At 73.3% G+C, this 17769-nt stretch carries 17 protein-coding genes; 7 read left to right on the top strand and 10 right to left on the bottom strand.

Annotated elements, in window-relative coordinates; genetic code table 11:
* Positions 1–80: 80 nt before the first annotated feature.
* The 4 genes from FFG40_RS12030 to ybaK form a co-directional block, all read right to left on the bottom strand.
* A complete protein-coding gene (locus FFG40_RS12030; RefSeq protein WP_138803337.1) occupies positions 81–623 on the bottom strand; it encodes an adenine phosphoribosyltransferase in 543 nt (180 codons plus the stop codon).
* A 261-nt stretch (positions 624–884) separates the two neighbouring features.
* On the bottom strand, positions 885–1118 hold the full coding sequence (locus FFG40_RS12025) for a hypothetical protein (protein WP_138803336.1): 234 nt from the start codon (positions 1116–1118) through the stop codon (positions 885–887).
* A 918-nt stretch (positions 1119–2036) separates the two neighbouring features.
* On the bottom strand, positions 2037–4643 hold the full coding sequence (locus FFG40_RS12020) for an ATP-dependent Clp protease ATP-binding subunit (protein ID WP_138803335.1): 2607 nt from the start codon (positions 4641–4643) through the stop codon (positions 2037–2039).
* 96 nt (positions 4644–4739) lie between these two features.
* Entirely contained in the window at positions 4740–5225 is a 486-nt protein-coding gene (gene ybaK / locus FFG40_RS12015; RefSeq protein WP_071244681.1) for a Cys-tRNA(Pro) deacylase, read from the bottom strand.
* 66 nt (positions 5226–5291) lie between these two features.
* Here ybaK and FFG40_RS12010 point away from each other — a divergent pair, with 66 nt between their 5' ends.
* A complete protein-coding gene (locus tag FFG40_RS12010) occupies positions 5292–5585 on the top strand; it encodes a hypothetical protein (protein WP_138803334.1) in 294 nt (97 codons plus the stop codon).
* 61 nt (positions 5586–5646) lie between these two features.
* A complete protein-coding gene (locus FFG40_RS12005; RefSeq protein ID WP_138803333.1) occupies positions 5647–6384 on the top strand; it encodes a membrane protein insertase YidC in 738 nt (245 codons plus the stop codon).
* Here the strand turns inward: FFG40_RS12005 and FFG40_RS12000 are convergent.
* Complete coding sequence (locus tag FFG40_RS12000; RefSeq protein WP_138803332.1) at positions 6381–6596, bottom strand: hypothetical protein; 216 nt, start codon at positions 6594–6596, stop codon at positions 6381–6383. The two genes, FFG40_RS12005 and FFG40_RS12000, sit on opposite strands and share 4 nt — an antisense overlap.
* 408 nt (positions 6597–7004) lie before the next feature.
* Here FFG40_RS12000 and FFG40_RS11995 point away from each other — a divergent pair, with 408 nt between their 5' ends.
* Positions 7005–7610: a hypothetical protein gene (locus FFG40_RS11995; protein WP_138803331.1), complete on the top strand. Its 606-nt coding sequence runs from the start codon at positions 7005–7007 to the stop codon at positions 7608–7610.
* 229 nt (positions 7611–7839) lie between these two features.
* Positions 7840–9201 (top strand): MFS transporter, encoded by a 1362-nt coding sequence (locus FFG40_RS11990; RefSeq protein WP_138803330.1) that lies wholly within the window; start codon positions 7840–7842, stop codon positions 9199–9201.
* Between the two features lie 447 nt (positions 9202–9648).
* Here FFG40_RS11990 and FFG40_RS11985 read toward each other — a convergent pair whose 3' ends face one another.
* Both FFG40_RS11985 and FFG40_RS11980 read right to left on the bottom strand, forming a co-directional pair.
* The gene (locus FFG40_RS11985) at positions 9649–11724 is read right to left on the bottom strand and encodes a collagen binding domain-containing protein (protein WP_138803329.1); all 2076 of its coding nucleotides are present in this window, start codon (positions 11722–11724) and stop codon (positions 9649–9651) included.
* A 208-nt stretch (positions 11725–11932) separates the two neighbouring features.
* Positions 11933–12412: an NUDIX domain-containing protein gene (locus FFG40_RS11980; RefSeq protein ID WP_138803328.1), complete on the bottom strand. Its 480-nt coding sequence runs from the start codon at positions 12410–12412 to the stop codon at positions 11933–11935.
* Between the two features lie 176 nt (positions 12413–12588).
* Here FFG40_RS11980 and FFG40_RS11975 point away from each other — a divergent pair, with 176 nt between their 5' ends.
* Positions 12589–13458: a universal stress protein gene (locus FFG40_RS11975; RefSeq protein ID WP_138803327.1), complete on the top strand. Its 870-nt coding sequence runs from the start codon at positions 12589–12591 to the stop codon at positions 13456–13458.
* Here the strand turns inward: FFG40_RS11975 and FFG40_RS11970 are convergent.
* From FFG40_RS11970 to FFG40_RS11960, 3 genes are all read right to left on the bottom strand, one after another.
* A complete protein-coding gene (locus tag FFG40_RS11970) occupies positions 13415–14395 on the bottom strand; it encodes an SGNH/GDSL hydrolase family protein (RefSeq protein ID WP_138803326.1) in 981 nt (326 codons plus the stop codon). The genes FFG40_RS11975 and FFG40_RS11970 overlap by 44 nt on opposite strands.
* Before the next feature lie 161 nt (positions 14396–14556).
* A complete protein-coding gene (locus FFG40_RS11965) occupies positions 14557–14913 on the bottom strand; it encodes a PRC-barrel domain-containing protein (protein ID WP_027465587.1) in 357 nt (118 codons plus the stop codon).
* Between the two features lie 50 nt (positions 14914–14963).
* Entirely contained in the window at positions 14964–15947 is a 984-nt protein-coding gene (locus tag FFG40_RS11960; RefSeq protein WP_138803325.1) for a glycosyltransferase family 9 protein, read from the bottom strand.
* A gap of 100 nt (positions 15948–16047) precedes the next feature.
* Here FFG40_RS11960 and FFG40_RS11955 point away from each other — a divergent pair, with 100 nt between their 5' ends.
* The gene (locus tag FFG40_RS11955) at positions 16048–16605 is read left to right on the top strand and encodes an HAD-IIIA family hydrolase (protein ID WP_138803324.1); all 558 of its coding nucleotides are present in this window, start codon (positions 16048–16050) and stop codon (positions 16603–16605) included.
* Positions 16602–17681, top strand: a complete 1080-nt coding sequence (locus FFG40_RS11950) for a glycosyltransferase family 9 protein (protein ID WP_138803323.1) — start codon at positions 16602–16604, stop codon at positions 17679–17681. Before FFG40_RS11955 ends, FFG40_RS11950 begins: the two co-directional genes overlap by 4 nt.
* Positions 17682–17769 lie beyond the last annotated feature (88 nt).

The following is a 17769-nucleotide window of genomic DNA, read 5'->3' as shown; positions in this document are numbered from 1 at the left end:
CGAGACGTGCTCGCGTGCGGACGCCGCGGATGCGCCTGTGGAGAGGACGGATGCCGCCCCGACCGCGCAGTCGGCCCCACTCAGGCCGGGACGGCGCCGAGCGTCGCGACGGGCAGCCGCGGCTCGAGACGCTCGCGCCCGTTCAGGCCGTCGAGCTCGAGCAGGGCGGCGAAGCCGATGGCCTGGTAGCCGGCGCGTTCGAGCAGCGTGATGGTGGCGGCGCCGGTCCCCCCGGTGGCCAGGACGTCGTCGACGACGAGCACCCGCGTGCCGGCGGGCAGCTGACCGGGGCGCAGTTCGAGTTCGGCCTCGCCGTACTCCAGCGCGTACTGCTCGCTGAGGACCTCGCCGGGGAGCTTGCCCGCCTTGCGCACGGTGAGCACGCCGACCTGGTGCTGGGCGGCGATGCCCCCGGCCAGTGCGAAGCCCCGGGCCTCGATGCCGGCGACCGCGTCGAACCCGGCTCCGACCGCGAACGGTGCCGCGAGTGCTTCGCACACGCGGCCGAACGCGACGGCGTCGGAGAACACCGGCGTCACGTCGCGGAAGAGCACCCCCGCGTTCGGGAAGTCCGGTACGAGGGCGGTGAGGCGTTCGACGAGTGCAGCTGCGGTTTCGGTCACCCACCAACGGTACGGGAGGCCCGGGGTGCGTCCGACACGTCGGCGCACGGTGCGAGGGTGGTCGCCTCGTGCGGAGCTGACCGTTCGCTGCACGGTGCAGGCTTCGCCGGACGGTTCGCCGAAGACGGCTCGGTGCGAGGTTGTTTCCTCGCACCGAGCCGTTCAGGCCGCACGGGCTTCGGAACGACGCACGGTGCGTTCGTGCCCGCGTGCATGCGTGACGACGACGCCGACGACGGCGCCGGCGAGCAGCACCGTGGGTCAGCGCCACATCCGCATGGCGGCCCCCTGGGTGATCCAGTCGGCCTCGCGCTGCTGGCGTTCGCGCTCCATGCGCGCCAGCGTGGCGAGGTCGACCTCGGGCCGCTCCTTGCGGGTGCGTCGGCTCCAGATGATGAGCGACATCCCGACTCGGAGTGCGATGCGGTCGGCGAGTGAGACCCGGCGGCGCACCGCGCGGGTATCGGGTGGACGGGTGGTGGTCTTCGTGGACACGGTGTTCCCCTTCAGGGCACGGCAGAGCTGCCCGGGTGTCGGGCAGGACGAATCCGCCCGGGTTGCGGGCAGCAGGAATTGAATGCGTGAGAATGCACTCCGGGGTGGTCCGGAAATGTTCGGACAACGATCGCGGAATGCTCGTCGACGCCGAGAGCGTCGCACTGTCCACCGACATTCTTCCGGCGTCGTCCGCGCAGATCGGACGGCACGCATCGACGAGTCGACGAGCCGTTCAGCAGACGAACGAACCGGTGCTGCGCGAGCCTGATCGGCTCAGCGCACAGTGCCCGGAGGCACAGGTGTCAGGAGAGTGGGACGCCCCGGGTCAGCGGACGCGGAACGGGGTACCGACGCGTCCACGGATTCCGCGGAACGGAGTGGTCGTTGTGATCATCATGGGTCGGCCCCCTTTCGGTCTCGAGCTGGCGGAGTCGTCTGGGTCGAATGTTCGACCGTTCGCGACGAGTGAACACTATCGGCACCGCAATTCAGAGCGCAACCCCTTTTCCGGAAAACATCCGGAATTGCATTCACGAACAGGCTGATCACGGTGCGAGGTTCCTGTTCTGGTGTCGACGAGCCGACTGCGTGCCGAGTTCCCGTCGCGCACCGAGCGGTCGACCCCGCACCCGGTGGCGGGGCGTGCGCCGACGACGGGCTCAGAGGCGTGAGCGAGCGGCGCCGGGCCTCGCGGCTGCACCGTGCGCCGTCGGCGGACCGGTGGCAGCCTGCGCGCTCGGAGCGGGATCGCAGGCGCGCACGGTGCGGGCAACCTCGCACCGTATGACGGAGCACGCACGGTGCGCGGCGGCGGCGGTGCGCGGCGGCGGCGCGCGGCGCAACACCGCGGCGGTCCGTGCACGCCGAAGGCCCGGTACCGAATCGGTACCGGGCCCTCGCGTGCGCGCGACCGGACTAGACCGCCGCGTGCTCCGCGACGCTCGCCGTCAGTGCATCGCCCTCGACGTCGATCCGCACGGTGTCACCCGCGGTGATCCCGCCCTCGACCACCAGGGTCGCGATGCGGTCGTCGACCTCGCGCTGGATGAGCCGACGGAGCGGGCGGGCGCCGTACTCCGGCTCGTACCCGTGCTCGGCGAGCCAGTCGACCGCCGCGTCGGACACCGACAGGAGCATGTCCTGTGCGACCAGCCGGAGCGCCGTGTCCTGCAGCAGCAGCGACACGATCGACGCGATCTGGGACCGGTCGAGCTTGCGGAACAGCACGATCTCGTCGATGCGGTTGATGAACTCGGGCCGCATCGCCTCGCGCAGCTTGCCCATCACGCGGGCCCGCAGGTCGTCTTCCGCGTAGCCGTCCGTCGCACCGACCGGGGAGAACCCGAGCGCCCCCGAGCGGGAGGCCAGGAACTCCGAGCCGATGTTCGACGTCATGATGACGACGGTGTTCCGGAAGTCGACCGTCCGCCCCTGCCCGTCGGTGAGCCGGCCGTCGTCGAGGACCTGCAGCAGCAGGTTGAAGACGTCCGGGTGGGCCTTCTCGACCTCGTCGAGCAGGATCACCGAGTACGGGTTGCGGCGGACACGCTCGGTGAGCTGGCCGGCCTCGTCGTAGCCGACGTACCCGGGAGGGGCACCGACCAGGCGGGACACGGTGTGGCGTTCGCCGAACTCGCTCATGTCGAAGCGGAGCATGGCGGACTCGTCACCGAACAGCGACGACGCCAGGGCCTTCGCGAGTTCGGTCTTGCCGACGCCCGTCGGGCCGAGGAACAGGAAGCTGCCCACCGGACGACGCGGGTCGCCCATGCCGGTCCGGCTGCGTCGCACCGCCTTCGCGATCGCCCGCACGGCGTCGTCCTGGCCGACGACTCGGTCGTGCAGCTCGGACTCGAGCGCGGCGAGCCGCGTCTTGTCGGCCGAGCCGAGGCGGGTCACCGGGATCCCGGTGGCACGCGACACGACGGCGGCGATGTCGGCCTCCGTGATCGACGTGTCCGCGGACTCGGGACGGGAGGCGCGGGTGGCGTCGGCCGACGAGGCGGCGGTGATCCGGGCCTCCAGTCCGACGATCTCGTCGCGCAGGTCGGACGCTTCCTCGTAGTGCTCCTCGGCGACAGCGCGGTCCTTGCGGGCCGTCAGGTCGGTGACCTGGGCACGCAGCGCCTCGACGTCGACGTCGCCCGACAGGGCGAGGCGACGGCGTGCACCGGCCTGGTCGATGAGGTCGATGGCCTTGTCCGGCAGGTGTCGGTCGGTCACGTAGCGGTGCGAGAGCTCGACGGCGGCGCGGAGTGCCTCGGGCGTGTAGGCGACGCTGTGGTGCTCCTCGTAGCGCGGGGCGAGGCCGGTCAGGATCGCGACGGCGTCCTCGACGTTCGGCTCCCCCACCGTGACGGGCTGGAACCGGCGCTCGAGTGCGGCGTCCTTCTCGATCCGGCGGTACTCGTTGAGCGTCGTCGCGCCGACCAGGTGCAGGTCGCCGCGGGCGAGCCGGGGCTTGAGGATGTTGCCGGCGTCCATCGAGCCGCCCTCGCCGCCGCCACCGGCGCCGACGACGGTGTGGAGCTCGTCGACGAAGACGATGAGCTCGTCGGCGTGCGCCGCGATCTCGTCCATCGCCTTGGTCAGGCGCTCCTCGAAGTCGCCGCGGTAGCGGGTGCCGGAGAGCATCCCGGGCAGGTCGAGCGCGACGACCCGCTTGCCCTGCAACAGGGCGGGGACGTCACCGTCGACGATGCGCTGGGCGAGGCCCTCGACGATCGCGGTCTTGCCGACGCCGGGCTCACCGATCAGCACCGGGTTGTTCTTGGTGCGGCGGAGCAGGATCTCGACGGTCTGCTCGATCTCGTCGGCGCGGCCGATCACCGGGTCGACGTGCCCGTCACGGGCGCGCTGGGTGAGGTCGGTGCCGAACTGGTCGAGCGTCGGGGTATCGCTGTCGGTGGCCTGGTCGGTGTCGACGGCGTCGGGTGTTCCGGGCATGGGGCGCCCCTCTCGTGCTGCTGCCGCGGCCTGCTGGGCGTAGTCCTGCATGACCTGCGGGGTGATCCCGGCGCTGGCGAGCAGCTGGCCGGTCACGGTCTCCTGGTCCATCACGAGCGCGAAGAAGACGTGCTCGGGGTCGGTGTAGGTGCTGCCGAAGCCCCGCGCGGCCTGCGTCGCCTCGACGAGGATGCGCTGGGCGGTGCCGGTCAGTGCCGGGCGGCCGGTCTGCTCGGCCAGCGGCTCGTGCGCCATCGGCAGGCGCTGCTCGATCTCCTCGGCGAGTCGCCGGGGGTCGACCCCGGCGGAACGCACGACGGCGTCGAACGGTTCGGTGCGGACGAGCACGTGCAGGATGTGCAGTGCGTCGATCTCGCGCTGCCCCTGCGCGACCGCGTACTCGGCGGTGTGCTGGAGCAGCTCGTGGGTCCGGCGGCTGAGCAGCCGGGTGATGTCGACCGGTCGACCGAACGCGCGGACGCGCTGCTGGTCACCGGTGCGCTGTGCCGCGAGCAGGCGGGCGAGGAACTCGTCGAACGAGTCGTTGCCACCGGTCGGGCCGAACGTCTCTGGCAAAGGGACCTCCTGGGGAACTTGAGTGCCTTCGACTCAATGCAACGCAGGAGGGCTCGGGTCATTCCCGGGTCCCGAAAAAACTTGCGGCGACTCGACTCAGGTCCGCGCGATGGGTGCGGCGACCGCCTCGGTGATCCGCGCGAGGTCCGTCGGTGCCACCTCGACGTCGAATCCGCGACGACCGCCGGACACGAAGATGCTCGCGTACGACAGCGCAGACTCGTCGAGCACGGTGCGGAGCCGGGTCTTCTGGCCGACCGGGCTGATCCCGCCGACCACGTAGCCCGTGCGCTTCTCGGCGAGGGCGGGATCGGCCAGCGTCGCCTTCTTGCCCCCGACCGCGGCGGCGATCGCCTTGAGGTCGAGCCGGTTCGCCACCGGCACGATCGCGACGGCGAGGGTGCCGTCGACGGAGACGACCAGGGTCTTGAAGACCTGCTCCTCGCGCAGCCCGAGGGCGGCGGCCGCCTCTTCTCCGAAGTTGGTGGCGCTCTCGTGGTGCTCGTACACGTGCGGCGTGTACGGGACCCCGGCCGCCTCGAGCGCGACGGTCGCTGGGGTGCTCGGCGAACCTGCGGTCATGCCGTGATCCTCCCCCGCCGCACCTTCCGGTCCTCGACGGCACGCGGGCGTTACGCTGAACGGACCATGACCGCCGTCCTGCTGCTGCTCCGCGCCACCGTCGCGCTGGTGCTCGGCGACCCGGCCGCCGGGGTGCTGCCCCTGCTGGCCGTGGCGGCACTCGGGCTGACCGCGGTCGCCGTGACCGTCGTCGTCGCCCGACTGCTCGTCGCGGTGCTCGCGGCCGTCCTCGGGGTCGGATCGGCATCCGTGTCGGATCGGTCGGCGGTGCCCGACCTGGTCACCCGGATCGGGTGGAGCCACCCCGACGCCGACGGCCACGTCCGCTCACGGGCACCGGGGGTCGCGACCCCGGCCTGACCACCGACCGGTGGCCGGGCCGCTCGCGCACCCCGCTGACCCACCACTGATCGGAACCGTCATGGACCTGTCCACCCTGCCCCTCGTCGGCCCGCTGCTGCACGGCGGCGCAGACCTCGTCACCGCCCTCACCGCGGCGCTCTCCCCCGTCGCCGGCTCGTTCGCCGCGGCGATCGCCGTCGTGCTCCTCACCCTGGCCGTCCGCCTGGTGCTCGTCCCGCTGTCCGTGCTGCAGGTGCGGGCCGAACGGGACCGCCGGCGCCTCGCACCCCGGCTCGCGGCGCTCCGGAAGCGCCACGGCCGTGACACCCAGCGGCTGCAGCGAGCGGTGCAGCAGCTGTACACCGACGAGAAGGTCTCGCCGCTGGCCGGCTGCCTGCCCGTCCTGGCGCAAGCACCCGTGGTGTCGCTCGTCTACGCCCTGTTCACGCACGCCTCGATCGACGGCACCGCGAACGCCCTGCTGGAGGCGACGCTCGTCGGGGTCCCGCTCGGCCACTCGCTCATCGTCACGCTCACGTCGCCGCTCTGGCTGCACGCCTGGGTGGTGCTGGTCCTACTGGCGGTGCTGGCGGTCGTCGTCGAGCTCAGCCGTCGGTCGAACGCCCACTGGAACCCGGCGCCGGCGCCGGAACCGGGCGTCCCCGGGGCCGCCGCGACCGCCGCCGTGGGTCGGTACGTGCCGTTCATCACGGTCGTGTTCGCGGCGATCGCACCGCTCGCCGCCGCGCTCTACGTCGTGACGAGTGCGGCCTGGACCTACGGCGAACGCGCCGTGCTGCGACGGTTGGTCCGCTAGCCGCCCTGGCCCTCCTGCTGCGGTCCCTGGTCGACCGGGTCGTACTCGGTGCCGCGGCCCTGCTCCTCGTCGGCGGTCGGCACGTGGCGTTCCGTGCCGGCGCCGCCGGGGCTGGTCGCCACGTAGTCGGCCTCGCCGGACTGGGTGTCGTGGCTCAGCGGCTCGAGGGTCTCGGCGTCGGCGTCGTGCTGCGGCATGGAGTCGGTGCTCATGCACCACGCCTACTCCCTCGTTCTGGGTGCGCGCGCACGGCTGCGCGGTGCCACGATGGACCTGTCCACGCGACCGGCAGAGCGGGAGTGCGCATGGCCCACGACGACGTGGCAGCGGAACGGGCACGGCTCGAGGCCGTCGCATGGGGAGCAGGATCGAGCCCGGCGGACGCGGCGCGCGCCCGGATCGCCCTGCAGGACCTGGAACGCGGACGGCGACCCCGCGCGCGTGCGGTCGCGACGGCGCGGGATCCATGGCCGGGAGGCCCGGAGCCGGTCCGCACGTCCGTCCCGTCCGCGACGCGATCTGGTCCAGGGCCCGTGCCGGTGCCGGTGCCCGTGTCCTCGCCCGCTGACGCGGCGGTCGTGTCCTTGCCCGCCAGTGCGGCGGTGCCTGCCGGAGCCGACGTGTCGGAGGCGACCGACGGCGGTGGGGGCGACCACGTCGACGACGCGAGGGGCGGCGGCGGGGACGAGCCGGGCCTCCAGGCCGAGCCGACCGGACGGACCCGGTGGCGGCGGTGGTTGTGGACGGAACGACCACGCGCCTGGATCGCGGGCGGCGCGGCAGCGGCGGTGGGCGTCGCGTTCGCCGCCGGGACGCTCGTCGGGACGGCGCGACCGGACGTCGCCGCAGCGCCGAGCGTCACGCCGACGGCGGGGACGATCACGCTCGAGCAGCTGCTCGACGTCCCGCAGACGTACGCCGACCAGTTGCCGGGGCCGGTCGCTGCGCCGGTGAGCCTGCACACGACGCGACTGGTCTTCACGAACCGCGCGCTCGACGGCGGGACCGCGGAGACACCCTGGAACGTCTGGGCCGGCATCGGGACGGACCGGTCGACGATCTGCCTGGTGGCGACGGCAGACCGCATCGAGTCGTCGACGGCGTGCTTCCCGCGGCAGGCCGCGCTGCACGGATCGGTGTCGATGTCCGCGCAGTCCAGGAGCGGCACGTTGACGATCGAGCTACGCGGCGGCGGGGTCCAGGGCCGGGTGACGAACGAGTACTGAGCGAGCGACCGGCAGCTGAGTGTTTCGTTGGAGCGCTCCGATGTATTTGCTGGATGCCCTCGCGAGAGTCGTTCCATCGTGCAACACTGGATGAGCGCACTCGTCGTGGAGTCGTACCCACATCATCCACATCCGCCAGCGAGCGCGCCCCGCAGACCCTCCCGGTCACCGCCGTCAGAACGATCGGCATCGTCGCGCGCTCCACCGTGCCTCGGAGGAGGTCAGCAGCGTGTCCACCAACACCACCACCTCGGCCGTGTCGACCCACACGCGGCCGATCACCGTCACCACCCAGTCGATCGTCGGCATCGCCGTGCTCGGACTGGCCACGTTCTTCGCCATCACCACCGAGCTCATGCCCGTCGGGCTGCTCGGCACGATGAGCGCCGACCTCGGCGTGACCGAGGCCACCATGGGCATCGTCATCACCGTGTACGCCGCGGCCGTCGCGCTCCTCGCGCTGCCGCTCACCGCGTTCACCGCGAAGCTGCCCCGCAAGACCGTGCTCGTCGCCACGCTCGTCGGCTACACCGTGTCGAACCTGATGGTCGCGCTCGCACCGTCGTTCGCCGTCGTCTGCGCCGGACGCGTCGTCGGCGGCATCGCGCACGCACTGTTCTTCTCGGTCGCCTCGGCGTACGCCACCCGGATCGTCCCGCCTCGGCTGGCGGGACGGGCGATCGCGTTCGTGTACTCGGGCAGCTCGCTCGGGTTCGTGCTCGGCGTGCCCGTCGCGACCTGGGTCGCGCAGCACATCGGCTGGCGCCAGGCCGTGTTCTCCGTCGGTGTCGCCGCAGCGGCACTCGCGGTCGTCGCACTGCTGTTCCTGCCCGCAGTCCGCGGTGCCTCGTCGCCGCACATCGGATCGCCGAAGGCCTGGGCGCGCACCGGACTGCTGTCCGTCGTGATCGCCGACATGCTGCTGTTCGGCGGGCACTACGTCGTCTACACCTACATCGGGCCGTACGCGATCGACGCGGGGCTCGACGCGGGCATGGTGAGCGGGGCACTGCTCGTGCTCGGTGGCACCGGTGTCGTCGGGCTGTGGCTCGCCGGCATGTTCGTCGACCGCGCACCCCGGCAGACGCTGATCGCCTCGGTCGCCGTGATGGCCGTGGCCTTCGCGACGATGCCGTTCGTGCACGGCTCCCTGATCGGGACGATGGTCGTCGCGGGCATCTGGATGGCCGCGAACGGCACGACCGGCACGCTCTTCATGGCCGCGGCGATCCGTGCCGGAGGCGTCTCCCCCGACATCGCCGGGGCGCTGGTCAACGGCGCGTCGAACATCGGCATCGCCGGTGGTGCTGCGTTCGGCGGGCAGGCCCTCGGGATCGTCGGGCTGCAGTACCTGCCGTTCGCCGGTGCCGCGGTGCTGGTCGGTGCACTCGGGGTCGTGGTGCTGGCGCGCCGTGGGTTCCCGGTGCACACCCACACGCAGGAGCACCTGTCGACCTCGTCCATCGAGGCCATCACATCGTCGCTCGCGGTCGTCACCACGTCGGTGCCGGTCGTCGGGCGGGCGATCCAGACGGTCACGGGGTCGATCGGCGTCGTCACGGGTTCGGTGCGGCGACCGCGGACGCGCTAGGGGCCGGCGCGGGCGTGGTCGGCGCGTCGACTGGTCACGACATGCCGTTGCCGGGGGCGTCGGGGGCGCACGAACTGTCGTCTGCGGGGGCGCCGGGCGACGGTTTGGGACCGCTCGGCGTCCCCGCGGCGGCGTGTTGTGCGGCTGCGGGGGACGCGCGCGGTGCCCGGGCTCCGTGTGGTCGCGACATGCCGTCGACGGGGCGTCGGGGGTGCTCGAACTGTCGTCTGACGGGTCGGCGGGCGACGGTTCGTGACCCCTCGGCGGACACGCGGCGGCGTGGTGTGCGGCCGCGGCGGACGCGCGCGGTGCCCCGGCCCCGTGTGGTCACGACTTGCCGTCGGCGGTCCGTCGGGGGTGCTCGAACTGTCGTATGACGGGTCGGCGGGCGACGGTTCGTGACCCCTCGGCGTACCCGCGGCGTCGTGTCCTGCGCCCGCCGCGCGGTCAGTCCTGCAGGTGGTCCGTGCGGCGGCGGTTGCGCACCGCGCGGTAGGTCAGCAGCGCCGCACCGAGCAGCACGAGCACCCCGGCGGCGATGAGTCCCGGGCCGAGGTCCGCGCCCGTGTAGGCGAGCGGTCCCCCGTCCCCCGCATCGCCCTGGCCCGAGACCGGCGCGGAGCCGGAGCCCGAGCCGGCGGCGGGGTCGGTCGGAGTCGCCGAAGGAGAACCGCTCGGCGACGGCGACGGTGCGGGAGCGGGAGCCGCCGCAGCCCGCACCACGAACGCCAGCGGCGTCGCAGCCCCCGACTCCGGCGTGACGACGGTCGCCGTCTCGGCACCCTCGACGTCGACCGAGACGGCGTACTCCGTCGTGGGCTCCAGTCCGGTCAGGTCGAACGCACCGTCGTCGTCCGTGACGACCGACACGGGATCGCCGGACTGCGGGTCCGTCGGAGCCGCGACGACCTCGACGTCGGGAACGGGTTCGCCGTTCGTGTCGACGACCGTGCCGGGCTGGTCGGTGGTGACCTCGGCGGCGGGGGCTGCGGAGGCGAACGGCAGGTCGGACGAAGCACGCTCGCCAGCGACGGCCGGCACACCGGTGTTCGACGTCGCCCCGGTCGCCCCTGGCTCGGGTCGTTCGGTCCGGACGGTGTACGTGCCCGCCGCGGTGGCGAAGACGTAGCGGCCGTCGGCATCGGTCTCCGTCGAGGCGACCACGGCGCCCGTGCCGTCGACGAGCTCGACCACCGCGCCAGCGGGCACGGGCGAGCCGTCGAGCGAGACCACACCGGCGACCGTCGCGACGACGGCGGCCGGGGCATCGACCTCGTCGGGGACGACCGGTGCCGCGCCGTCGTCGCCGGTCGTGATGGTCACGGGCGGCTCGTCGGCGACGGACACGTCGAGGTCGGTGTCCGCCGGCAGGTCCGAGCCGGTGTAGACGCCGTCGCTGTTCGTCGTCGTGTCGACGAGGACGTCCCCGGAGTCAGGGTCGGTGATGACGACCTCGAGGTTCGAGACCGGTCGGCCGTCCTCGTCGACCACGGTGCCGATGACCGACACGGTGTCCTCCGGCGACGTGAACGCGAAATCGGCCTGCTGGTCCACGCCGCCCGGCGAGCCGGTCTGCGCGAGGGAGACCCGAGCGGGCTGGTCAGGGCCCTCGGCACCGTCCGGCGGGGTGATCTCGACGCGGTAGTTCGCGATGACCGGCAGCTGCGGGAACGCGTAGGTGCCGTCGGCGTTGGTCGTCGTCGTGTACACGGTGCCGCGCGGGGCGGTGACGCGGACGATCGCCCCGGGGATCGGCGCTCCGTCGAGGGTCGCCGTGCCGGTGATCGCGGCGGTGCGGTTGGCGAACCAGGTCTGGTACACCGGGAACCCACTGCGCTGCTGGTACGTGATCGTCAGGCTGGTGAGCGAGACGGTCGGCGTGAACCACGCCGTGGCGCCGGCGGTGTCGACCGCGCCGGTGTTGCCCGTCAGGGTCCGGGTGGCGGGGTCCCAGGAGGGCAGGTCCTGCCCGGTCGTGCCGTCGGGGTCGGCGGTGCACGACGGTCCTCCGGCGACGGCGGCCGAGCACGAGTTGTAGGAGCTCTCGTAGCCGAGCTGCTCCGCGGTCGCAGCGCCGCCACCGGAGACGGTGGCCGAGATGGTCGCCCGATCGGCGTCGACGTCGCCGAGCACGAACGACCAGCTCTGGGCGCCCGGCGTCGGCTCGGCGAACGTGTAGGTGGTGGTCGATGCGCCGGACGTGGGCGAGTCGACGTTCGGCCGCTGGTTCATGTAGGTCTGGCCGCGGCTCGTCCCGTAGACCGCGCCCGACGGGGTCGACGCCGACTGCCAGGTCGATGCCCCGCTGACGACGGTCGACTGCCGGGAGTCCGACGTGAAGGTCGTCTCGGGGAACCCTGCGAGCGTCATCGTGCCGGTGTAGGCCCGGCTCGCTCCGCTGAGGGTGAAGGTCCCCCAGTTGCCGACCGGCTCGGCCGACGCACTGGTCGCGCCGCCGATCGCGAGTCCTGCTCCGAGTGCGAGGGCCGTCAGCCCAGCCGTGATCGCGCGCCAGCGCCGCATGCGTACTCCCCTGGTGTGGCGCCGGAGAACCCGACACCCCCTCAGACTATCCAGTGGGCGCGGCTCGTGTCCGGGGCACGACACGAGCAAGAAGGTCCCGCCGAGTGGTCAGGACCTGCCGCGCGCCGATCGCCGAGCGGCCGAGAAGTGTCGCCTGGAGGCCCGCCGGACGACAGTTCGTGACCGCTCGACCAACATGAGCGGGGCGTCAGGAACCGCCAGCACCCCGACCGAGCGCGACCAGGGCGTCGAGCGCCGCGACCTGCCCGGCCACCACCAGCTCCCGCGCCTCGTCGAGGCCGACCCACCGGGCGTCGTCCACCTCGGGCACCTCCACGAACCGCCCCGACCCGCGCGGCAGCTCGAGCCGCACGGTGTTGCTCCGCACGGTGTCGACCGAGAACCCCGACGCCCGTGCCGCGAAGACCCGCACGCGCTTGCCCGACGCCTGCCGGAACTCCCCCAGGTCGGTCAGGTCCGCGGCGCTCACCGGTGCGGGCACGCCGATCTCCTCGGCGAACTCGCGCAATGCGGTGCCGAGCGGCTCCTCGCCCGCCTCGACCAGCCCCTTCGGGATCGACCAGGCACGCGGCCGGTTCCGCCAGAACGGTCCGCCCATGTGCGCGAGGAAGACCTCGGGCCCGGACGGACCGGTCCGGTGCAGCAACAGTCCGGCGCTCACGACCACGCCCCGAGACTACGCAGACCCGGCCGGGAGGCCCGGATCACCGCACACGCGCCGCGCACCACCCGACGTGCCCGGTTCCACCGCCGGTTCCCCACGTGCGCGCCGGGAGTACCGTGTGGCGCACGGAGCGCCGTGTGACGCCCCCGGAGGACCTGCGATGGAGGAGGCCGATCGGGATGGACGAACGATGGACGACGGTGACGCTGGCCGCGGACGCCGCCATGCCGCACGACGAGGCGCTGCGGTGGATCGCCGCCCGCGCGGACAGCGGGATCGAGCGGATCCGGATCATCGGTGCCGACCCGGCGATCGAGGGCCCCGAACCGGTCGCCGACCGCCTGGCCGAAGCCGCTCGCGCCGCCCTGCCAGGAGCCACCGTCGAGGTGCACCGGCACGCGGGGCCGTTCGCCAGCGCCCTGGTCGAGGAGTCCGACGGCGGTGACCTGCTGGTGATCGGGACCTTCCGGAGCCGACGGGGCTCGACCGCCGGCGGCGACCCGGCGCGCGTGGCGGTCCGTGCGGCCGTGCCGACCGTGATCGTCCCCGAGGGCCCGCACCCGATCGACGGCGACGTGGTGCTGGCGGTCGAGGAACCCATCGACGAACGGGCCGTCTCCATCGCCGTGGCCGAGGCCGTCCGGCTGCACCGACGACTGACGCTGCTCCGGGCGTGGGAGATGCCCGTGCTGACCCGGACCGGACTCACCGACTTCGCCGAGGACCCCCTGCGGTGGCGCGCCCGGAACGCCGAACTGCTGCAGCGGGTCACCGAGTCGCTGACCGCGCGGTTCCCGGCGGTGCGGATCCGGCCGCTGCTCGTCGAGGGACACCCGGGTCACGCCATCGCATCGCGTACCCGGCGGGCGTCGCTCGTGGTGCTCGGACGGGGCCACGTGCGGGTGCTGTCCGGCGCACTGCTCCACGACGTCGTCCGTGAGACGGCGGCGCCGGTCTGCGTCGTCCCACCGGCGGCCCACACGGACAGCGCGGGGTCCGGACGGGTCAGCCGGCGAGTTCCCGGATCGCGTCGGCCATCTGGTCGGTGAGGTACGCGACTCCGCGGCCGTTCGGGTGCAGGGCGCCGGCCTTCAGGTCGATGCGTCGCAGGTCGCTCGAGCCGGTCAGGCTGACACCGGCGACGTAGCGCTCGTCCCGCGGGGCGCAGGCCGAGTGGGCCTCGGTGCGTTCGAGGACGTCGACGAACCGCACCCCGGCGGCGTCCGCGGCGGATGCGGACACGGCGTCGAGCTCCTCCTGCACACCGTGCAGGTACGCCACGTCGTCGTCGGTGAACGGGAAGGTGTCCGAGGGGAACGATCCCGCGAGCGTGCCGAGGTCGAGCGCCGAGCGGAAGCAGCCCTTCGCCGGGGTGTGCTCGGCGTCCGGGAAGATCGCCGGGTACCCGAGGAACACGACGACGGCGTTCGGCGCGGCCCGTTGCACCGCTGCGAGGGTGTCGGCGATCCCGAGCGCGACACGCGACTGGATCTTCACGTTGAGCTGGTCCTCACCGTCCTGCACGAGCGTGCTCTCGCACGACGGCGCGTCACGTCCGGAGAACACCGGGCCGTCGGCCGAGATCGCCAGGCACGACGCGGCCGTGCCGAACAGGTCCGCGTCGTTGCCGCCGATGGTCAGGGTCACGAGCCGGGTGCGCGCGGACAGCGACTCGATCTGCGGGGGGACGCCCGTGAACTGGTGTCCGGTCGTGACGTCCTCGCTGGTGGCGCCCGCGCACGTGACGTCGGTCAGGTCGAGGCCGAACCGCGCCGCGAGCCGGTGCGGGTAGTCACGGGCCGACTGCACGCACGCGCTCGTGGGCAGCCGGGTCCGGTCGCCCAGGCCGTAGCCGGCGGAGTACGAGTCACCCAGTGCGACGTACTCGCTGCCGGGCGGGAGGTCGGCGAGCGGCTCGGACGGGTCGTCCGGCACCGCGTAGGGCTGCGGGACGGGCCACATCGGCGCGGCCGACGCGGGTTCCACCGGTCCCGGCGCCGTGACCCCGGCCACCACCAGCCCGACGACGGCGACCGCCGCCAGGGCGGCGAACAGCGTCGTACGGGCGGTGCGGAGCAGTTGCGGCCTCCGGGCGGGTGCGGCGGATCGGTCGGTCGGATCGGGTCGGTCGGTGGGGCGGAACGGGCTCAGCGGCGTCCGAGTCGGCGTTCGCCGCCGCTGCCGGTGCGGTACTCCAGCCCGTAGTGCTGGAACAGCTCGGGCTCGGTCGCGGCGTCGAGCTCGCCGTCGGTCGAGATCGACGGGGCGTCCTTGACGAGCTTCTTCGGGAACGTCACCCGCAGGTGCTTCGGGGCGACGGTGGCGCCGAACAGCGGGACGAAGACGAGCTTCTGGAACCCGACCATGCCGGTGGTCAGGGCACCGAACGCCGGCTCGGACGTGGCGGTGTCGTAGTAGATGCTCTCGAGCGTGCCGACCTTGTCGTCGGCCTCGTCGACGACCGGCAGACCGATCCAGTCACGGATGTTCGCGGCTTCGAACACGAAGGACTCCCTCCGAGCGTCCGGCAGGTCCGGGTGGCTCGCGGTCGACGCTACCGCCCGGCCGCCTGAGCGGTCACCCGGAGCCGGTCCACCGCGGCCAGCACGTCGTCCGCGGTCACGGCCAGGATCGCCGGGTCCGGGTCCTCGGCGAAGACGTCGCCGCGACGGACCGAGGCGTCGGTGAGCACGATGTGCGGGCCGGTCGACGGCGGACCCCACGCCTCGGGCGGTGCCGGGCCGAACAGCACGACCGAGGGCACCCCGTAGGCGGTCGCCAGGTGCGCAGCACCGGTGTCGACCGTGACGACGAGCCGTGCCGCGGCGATCACCGCGGCGAAGGCCTGCAGGTCCAGGGTGCCAGCCAGGACCGCCTCCGGCGCCAGACCGGCCGCGTCGGCGACGGCACGGGCGCGCACCACGTCGTCCGAGCCTCCTGTCAGGACCACGTCGGCACCGCGCGCCCGGAGCCCGCGCACCACGTCGGCGAAGCGGTCCGTCGGCCAGTGCCGCGCACCGTGGAAGGCACCCACGTGCACGACGGCCGCGTCGGCGACCAGCGGCGGTTCGGCGGGGCGGTCGATGTGGACCTCGGTGGCGTCCGCGGGGATGCCGTGCCACGTGAGCAGGTCCGCCCAGCGGTCGCGCTCGTGCACGTCGTCCGGCCACTCCGGGCCCGGGTAGTCGTGGGTCGGGTCGGCGTGCCCGATGACCCGGCGCGGGGCGAGTGCGGCGACGAGGTCCGAGGACTCCGGGCCGGCGCCGTGCAGGTTGACGGCGATGTCGACGGCACCGTGCGGCACCGCGATCGGGTGGTCGAGACCGTGCTGGGCCAGGTGGACGTCCACGGCCGGCACGAGTTCGACGACCGGCGCCAGCCACGCCGTGGTGGCCAGGGTGATGCGGTGGTCGGGGAACGCGCGACGGAGCGCGTGCAGCGCGGGGACGGCGACGAGCAGGTCGCCGAGCTTGATGGCGCGGAGGACGAGCAGTTCCGGGCGTCCGTCGGGGTCGGGCAGGTTCTCGAGGGCGGTCACCGCCGCGACGGTAGACCCGACACGCTGACGGTCCTGCCGGGACCGCGCTCCGCGGCTCTTCCTGGGGCGGCCCCCGGCCGTCGAGCGGTAGTCACGGAGCATGGCCCTCGCACCGGACCGCGTCATCCGCGGCCTGCTCCTCGACCGCGACGACACCCTCGTGGTGGACGTCCCGTATAACGCCGACCCGCACCTGGTCGTCCCCGTCCCCGGTGCTCGCCGCGCCGTCGAACGGGCGCGCGCCGCCGGGTTGCAGCTCGGCGTCGTCACGAACCAGTCGGTGATCGCGAAGGGCATGGCCACGCGCGAACAGGTCGACGCCACCAACGCCCGGGTCGACGAGCTCGTCGGCCCGTTCGACGTGTGGTGCGTCTGCCCGCACGACGCCGGCGACGACTGCGCGTGCCGGAAGCCCCGGCCCGGGATGGTCCTCGAGGCCGCCGAGCGGCTCGGCATCCCGCCGGAGTCGATCGTCGTCGTCGGTGACATCGGCGCCGACGTGCAGGCAGCCCGGAACGCCGGCGCGCAGGGGATCCTCGTGCCCACCCCGCGCACCCGCCGTCAGGAGGTCGACGAGGCCGACACCGTCGCCGCGGACCTGGACGAGGCCGTCACCCTGGTGCTCGAGCACGTCGGCAGCGTGGCGGACCGGGCGTGAGCGCCGGTCGGCGTGTCCTCGTCGCCCGGCTCGACTCCTTCGGCGACGTCCTGGTCGCCGGGCCCGCGGTCCGCGCAGTGGCCGCCGGTGCCGCGCACGTGACGATGCTGTGCGGTCCGCAGGGGGCGCCGGCCACCGACCTGCTGCCCGGCATCGACCGGGTGCGGGTGTGGGCGGCACCGTGGGTCACCGAGACCGCACGCCCGATCGACGACGCCCTGCTCGCCGAGTTCCGCGCGCTGGTCGCCGAGGAACAGCCCGACGAGGCCGTCGTCCTGACGTCCTTCCACCAGTCGCCCCTGCCCCTCGCGCTGCTCCTGCGGTTGGCCGGGGTCCCCCGGGTCTCCGGGGCCTCGGTCGACCACCCCGGGTCCCTGCTCGACGTGCGGCTGCGCCCAGGCGAGGACCTGCCCGAGGACCTCCCCGAGCCCGAACGCGCGCTGCGGATCGCCGAGGCGGCCGGGTTCCGGCTGCCGCCGGACGACGACGGGAGGCTCGCGGTGCGCCACGACGCCGTCCTGCCCCCGCCCGTGGCCGGCCTCGACCGCTACGTGGTCGTCCACCCCGGAGCCAGCGTCCCGGCACGGTCGTGGCCGGAGTCCCACCACCGTGCGCTCGTCGCCGCCTACGCCGAGCGTGGCGTCCCCGTCGTCGTCACCGGCTCCCCCGGCGAACGCGCACTGACCGCCGCCGTGGCCGGCGACACCGGCATCGACCTCGGCGGCCGCACCAGCCCCGCCGAACTCGCGGCCGTCCTCGCCGGAGCCGAGGTCGTCGTCGTCGGGAACACCGGTCCGGCCCACCTCGCCGCGGCCGTCGGAGCGCCCATCGTGAGCCTGTTCTCGCCCGTCGTCCCCGCCGTGAAGTGGGCACCGTACGCCCCGCTCGTCGAGCTGCTCGGCGACCAGGCCGCACCGTGCCGTCTCAGCCGCGCTCGCGAGTGCCCGGTCCCCGGCCACCCGTGCCTGTCCGGAGTGCGCATCGCGGACGTCCTGGAGGCCCACGAACGGCTCCTCGACCGCGTTTCGCGGACTGATCGGAGAAGTCTGCGGGGCGGCCCAGAAGGCGCTGCGTAGCGTGCGCCACTGCTTCTCCTGCTCCTTACTCCTGCTGCTCCGGCAGCGTCGGGGAGCGAGCCCATCGACACCGACCGGAAGGCCCTGC

Origin of the sequence: Curtobacterium sp. KBS0715 (assembly GCF_005938005.2) — a bacterium.
Lineage (GTDB): Bacteria > Actinomycetota > Actinomycetes > Actinomycetales > Microbacteriaceae > Curtobacterium > Curtobacterium flaccumfaciens.
The sequence above is the reverse complement of the archived record's forward strand: the minus strand, read 5'-3'. Positions and strand labels throughout refer to the sequence as shown.

Excerpts from the sequence above, each read along its gene's own strand:
- ybaK (WP_071244681.1), bottom strand. The coding sequence starts at position 5,225 with ATGACCGCAGGTTCGCCGAGCACCCCAGCGACCGTCGCGCTCGAGGCG.
- FFG40_RS12010 (WP_138803334.1), top strand. The coding sequence starts at position 5,292 with ATGACCGCCGTCCTGCTGCTGCTCCGCGCCACCGTCGCGCTGGTGCTC.
- FFG40_RS12005 (WP_138803333.1), top strand. The coding sequence starts at position 5,647 with ATGGACCTGTCCACCCTGCCCCTCGTCGGCCCGCTGCTGCACGGCGGC.
- FFG40_RS12000 (WP_138803332.1), bottom strand. The coding sequence starts at position 6,596 with ATGAGCACCGACTCCATGCCGCAGCACGACGCCGACGCCGAGACCCTC.
- FFG40_RS11985 (WP_138803329.1), bottom strand. The coding sequence starts at position 11,724 with ATGCGGCGCTGGCGCGCGATCACGGCTGGGCTGACGGCCCTCGCACTC.
- FFG40_RS11975 (WP_138803327.1), top strand. The coding sequence starts at position 12,589 with ATGGACGAACGATGGACGACGGTGACGCTGGCCGCGGACGCCGCCATG.
- FFG40_RS11955 (WP_138803324.1), top strand. The coding sequence starts at position 16,048 with ATGGCCCTCGCACCGGACCGCGTCATCCGCGGCCTGCTCCTCGACCGC.